At 69.3% G+C, this 4,815-nt stretch carries 3 protein-coding genes and 2 pseudogenes; all 5 read right to left on the bottom strand.

The window, feature by feature from the left end:
- A pseudogene (locus ACZ50K_RS37600) lies at window positions 1-128 on the bottom strand (ATP-binding protein); the annotation flags it as partial.
- Window positions 109-666 (bottom strand): DUF742 domain-containing protein, encoded by a 558-nt coding sequence (locus ACZ50K_RS37595; RefSeq protein WP_468911939.1) that lies wholly within the window; start codon window positions 664-666, stop codon window positions 109-111. The gene ACZ50K_RS37595 and the pseudogene ACZ50K_RS37600, both read right to left, overlap by 20 nt.
- 92 nt (window positions 667-758) lie before the next feature.
- Entirely contained in the window at window positions 759-1,172 is a 414-nt protein-coding gene (locus ACZ50K_RS37590) for a roadblock/LC7 domain-containing protein (protein WP_150212026.1), read from the bottom strand.
- A gap of 10 nt (window positions 1,173-1,182) precedes the next feature.
- Window positions 1,183-4,428, bottom strand: a complete 3,246-nt coding sequence (locus ACZ50K_RS37585) for a nitrate- and nitrite sensing domain-containing protein (protein WP_468911936.1) — start codon at window positions 4,426-4,428, stop codon at window positions 1,183-1,185.
- Window positions 4,429-4,714: 286 nt separating this feature from the next.
- A pseudogene (locus ACZ50K_RS37580) lies at window positions 4,715-4,815 on the bottom strand (ATP-binding protein); the annotation flags it as partial.

Below are 4,815 nucleotides of genomic sequence, written 5' to 3'. Positions count from 1 at the left end.
CGCAGCGGGTTGATCTCGGAGACCGCGCCGACGAACGTGGTCTTGCCCACGCCGAAGCCGCCCGCCACCACGATCTTCGCGGAGGTGGTGGAGCGAGCCGCTCCGCCGTTAGAGCTTGCGAAGTCCACTGAGCACCCTTTCGAGCAGTGTCACATCTGGCTGGCCGCCCGCGGACTCGTCGCCGCCGGGCTGGTGAATGGCGACAAGGCCCGCCTCCGCCAGGTCGGCGACGAGGATTCGGGCAACGCCGAGAGGAATGGAGAGGAGTGCCGAGATCTCCGCGACGGATTTGATCTCCTGGCACAGTCGGCAGATCCGCTGGTGCTCGGGCAACTGCCCTTGCAGCCGTGCCGGATCGGCCGTGGTGCTGACCAGCGCCTCGATGGCGAGCTGGTAGCGCGGCCGGGTCCGGCCGCCGGTCATCGCGTACGGACGCACCAGCGGGTTGTGCGCGTTCGGCGCCTGGGCCCGGGCGGCCCGGGGGGGCTGCTGGGCGGGCGGCGCGTAAGGCTGCTGCTGGGGCTGGCCGTACTGCTGGTTCTGGTAGGGGTTCTGCTCCGGCACGGGCCGGCTGGGAGCGGAGGGGAAGTTGAAGCGGTTCTGGTCGTGCCCACCCTGCGGCTGTCGCGCGCCGCCATAAGGATGTCCTCCTGGGGGTGTTGTCACGTTTCCTCCTCCGACTCCTAAACGCAGTACTCCCGTTGGAACCGCGCCACCGCACCTTAAGGCGCGGTGACGCGAAACGCACTGCCTGATCGCTAGCTGAGAAGACTTCCCTGGAGCTCGGCGCGCAGGTCCGGGGTGAGGACGCTGCCGGCCCGGTCCACCAGGAGGGCCATCTCGTAGCCCACGAGGCCGATGTCGCACTCGGGGTGCGCCAGTACGGCCAGCGAGGAACCGTCGGAGACGGACATCAGGAACAGGAATCCCCGGTCCATCTCCACCACGGTCTGGTTGACGGCCCCGCCCTCGAAGATCCGGGAGGCACCCGCGGTCAGCGAAGTCAGTCCGGAGGCCACGGCCGCCAGCTGGTCGGCGCGGTCACGCGGGAAACCTTCGGACATCGCGAGGAGGAGACCGTCGGCGGAGACCACCACCGTGTGGGACACCCCGGGGGTGTTGTCCACGAAGTTGGTGATCAACCAGTTCAGGTTCTGCGCCGCCTGGCTCATCGCGCTCACACTAACGCTCCTGGTCATAGCTGTTACTTGACTGCTCCGAACCCGCGTTGCGGCCCTGTTGGACGCCGCGTCGCAGGTTGCTCAACCTGCCACGGACGTCTTCCGGGGCGCGGGAGACCTGTGGGCCACCCTGCGGGGTCGACTCCGCTGTGCCCTCGACCAGGTTGGCCTTGGGCACTCGCCTAGGGAGACCGGACGGGGTGACCCCGCCCGCCTTCGGCTCACGGAGCTTGCCGGCCTGCTGCCAGCGTTCGTCGTTCGCCGAACGCCAGCTCGGACCGCCCTGGTCCTCCCCGGTGGCCGCGGGCGCCGAGGGCGACCGCTGCTCGAAGAGGGACTTGGTGGGCTCCGCTTCCTGCTGTGCCGGCTGCCACTGCTGCTGGCTGCCGCGACGCGGCAGACCCGCGCCGGTCAGCTGGTGGCCGGTGTCGGCAGCGGCATCCGGACGGTCGAAGCCTACGCGGTCCGGGGCCTGTTCGGGACCGGCCGGGGATTCCGATTCGGTTCCGTAGTCCTGCTGGTAGGCGGTCTGGTAGGAGTTCTGCTCCGGCCAGGCGGCCTGCTGGGACTGGTCTTCGTAGCCGGTGCCGTACTCCTGAGCGGTCTGTGACCCGTCCTGGTAGCCGGCTTCCGGATAGGAGTATTCCTGGCCGGTGGACTGCTGCGGGTACGGCGGGTAGCCGCCCTGGTCCCGCGAGGTGTCGTAGGGGGCCTCGTAGCCCTGCTCCGGCTGCTGCTCGTACCCCTGGTACTGCTGGTAGCCGTGTTCGGGCTGGGGTTCCGGATACTCCTGCCCGGAACCCTCGTAGTCGGCGTACTCCTGCCCCAGCAGCTCCTGCTCCTGGGCGGGGGCCACCTGGGCCTCCAGGGCGGCGCGCCGCTCCTCGCGGCCCAGCGAGCGGCCCACCGGGTCGAGGCCCTCGGCTCCGGACTGGCCCGGGTCGTCGTACCGGGAGTCGTCGAAGCCGAGCTCGGCCGCCGTCCGCATCGGGGCGGAGGGGCCGGCGAAGGACTGCTGCGGGGCCGCCGACGGCTGCGGCTGCTGGGGGATCATCGAGGAGACGGTGAAGTCGTCGTCCGGCAGCTGCTCGCCACCGCCACCGTGGGTGATCGCGTCCGGGAGCATGACCAGCGAGGTGGTGCCGGCCTGCTCGCCCGAGGGGCGCAGCTGGACCCGGATGCCGTGCCGGTCGGACAGCCGGCCGACCACGAACAGACCCATCCGCTGGGAGATCGCGGCGTCCACGGTCGGCGGGTTGGCCAGCTTGTGGTTGATGTCCGCGAAGTCCTCGGCGGTCAGGCCGATGCCCTTGTCGTGGATCTCGACCATGACGCGGCCGTCGGGCAGCCGGGTCGCGTTGACCCGCACCTTGGTCTGCGGGGAGGAGAACGTGGTGGCGTTCTCCAGCAGCTCGGCCAGCAGGTGCACGAGGTCGGTCACGGCCTGGCCGTGGATCTCGGCCTCGGAGACCCCGGAGAGCTCGATGCGCTCGTACTGCTCCACCTCGGAGGAGGCGGCGCGCAGTACGTCCACCAGGGGCACCGGCTGGTCCCAGCGGCGGCCCGGGTTCTCACCCGCGAGGATGAGGAGGTTCTCGCCGTTGCGGCGCATACGGGTGGCCAGGTGGTCGAGCCGGAAGAGGTTCTCCAGCTGGTCCGGGTCGGCCTCGTTGTTCTCCAGGTCGGTGATGAGGGTCAGCTGGCCCTCGATCAGCGACTGGTTGCGCATGGAGAGGTTGGTGAAGATCGCGTTGACGTTGCCCCGGAGGAGGGCCTGCTCGGCGGCGAGCCGGACCGCCTCGCGGTGCACCTGGTCGAAGGCGCGGGCGACCTCGCCGATCTCGTCCTGGGAGTCGATCGGGATGGGCGTCACGCGGGTGTCGACCTTGCCCGGGTCGGTGCGGGACAGCTGGTCGACGAGGAGCGGGAGCCGCTGCTCGGCGATGTCGAAGGCGGCGCCGCGGAGCCGGCTCATGGAGCGGCTCATCTGGCGGGCCATCATGCCGGCCAGGATGAAGGCGGCCAGCAGGGCCAGCACCACGATGGCGCCGTTGGTGATGGCGGCGTTGCGGGCGTCGTCGGAGATGGCGGCGGCGTCGTTGACGGCCTTGTCGAGGAGTTCCTTCTCGATCTCCGAGTAGCCGTCGAACTTCGCGGTGGCCGCGGTCTGCCAGAACAGCGCGTTGGTGCCGTTCGCGGCCAGCTTGTCCTTGTCCTCGCCGCTGGCTATCGCCTCGGTCATCCCGGTGAGGTAGGAGCCGCCCACGTTCGGCGGGGCGCGGAAGGGCTTGCCGCTCTGGAGCGCCTGTTCCTTGGCGTCCTCCAGCTTCTCGGCGCCCTCGGCGGCCTTGGTGCTCATCACCTGCTTGAGCCGGTCGGTGTCCGCCTCGGTGCCGCCCGCGACGAACTCGCCGATGGCGATCTCCTCCAGGTAGGCGTACGAGGAGAAGGCGATCAGCTGCGCGCGGTGGACGTCCGCCTTGGTGCTGGGGCGGACCAGGAGGTGGGTGCCGACCGAGCGCTGGAGCGAGTTGGCGGCCTTGGCCAGCTGGATCGCGTAGACGCTGCGGCCGTAGGCGGTGATGTTGCCGGTGCCCAGGCCGAGTTCGTTGGCGAACTGCATGAGGTAGTGCTGGACCTGCACGTACCCCTCTTCGGTCGGGATGGGGCCGAGCACGTTGTTGGCCAGGTCCTTCTTGGGGGACTCCAGCACGGCGGCGTAGGCGGTCTCCCGGACCTTCTGCAGCTTGGGCTCCTCCTGCTGGAAGAGCTGGAGGCGGCGTTCCAGGCCCTGCTTCTCGGGCAGTTCCTTGACCGCCTCGGCGAACTTGGCCTTGGCGGCGTCCGTGTCGGCGTACGCCTTCTTGACGATCTCGCTCTCGCGTTCGCCGCTCAGGATGGGGGCCGCGGTCAGGTCGCGCTCGTTCAGCAGCGCGGAGCCGTACTCGGCGGCGGCCTGGACGATGCGGGCCGTCTTCTCGGCGTCCTGGGCCTCGCTCCAGGTGTCGATGGAGCCCTTCACCTGGAAGCCGCCCATGACCAGTCCGACGAGGACGGGCACGAGCAGGATCGCGTTCAGCCTGGTCGGCACCCGCCAGTTGCGGGGGGAGAACCGGCTGGAGCTTCCGGTGCCACCGGCGAGCGGCGGGTCCACGGGCACGTCGAGGGGCGACGCGGCCGCACGGGGCGGCGGGGTGAAGTTGCCGCGCGCGGGTTCAACCGCGGGGCTTGAGTTGCTTCGCCTCACTCGACCAACAACCTCTCGGCGGCGCTACTAGCTAGTTCGTTGATTCCAGCACGGGTTACGGCCGTGTTCCAAACAGTTGAATCCGGCCATTTCCAGAGACTTACGCCTCACATAAAACGGACATAAAGAGCGAGCAGCAGCAAACGCAAGGGGAATTGTGCGCGTAGCGACACCGGGTGAACGCACGGTGTGTCCGACTACCGCCAATTCTCTGTCGAAACGTTATGAACGCCACGGGCGGGCCGTGTCCTGGGACACAGCCCGCCCGGTAGCGGTGTGGAGCGCGTTACTTCAGTCGTGCCATGAGGGCGTGTTCGACGAGGGTGATGAGGGCGCTCTTGGCGTCGGCGCGGTGGCGTGCGTCGGTGGTGATGATGGGTGCGTCGG

The sequence above is a fragment of the Streptomyces sp. NPDC033845 genome, from assembly GCF_055576225.1.
The sequence above is the reverse complement of the archived record's forward strand: the minus strand, read 5'-3'. Positions and strand labels throughout refer to the sequence as shown.

Coding starts and splice junctions, on each gene's coding strand:
- ACZ50K_RS37590 (WP_150212026.1), bottom strand. CDS start 1,172: ATGAGCCAGGCGGCGCAGAACCTGAACTGGTTGATCACCAACTTCGTG.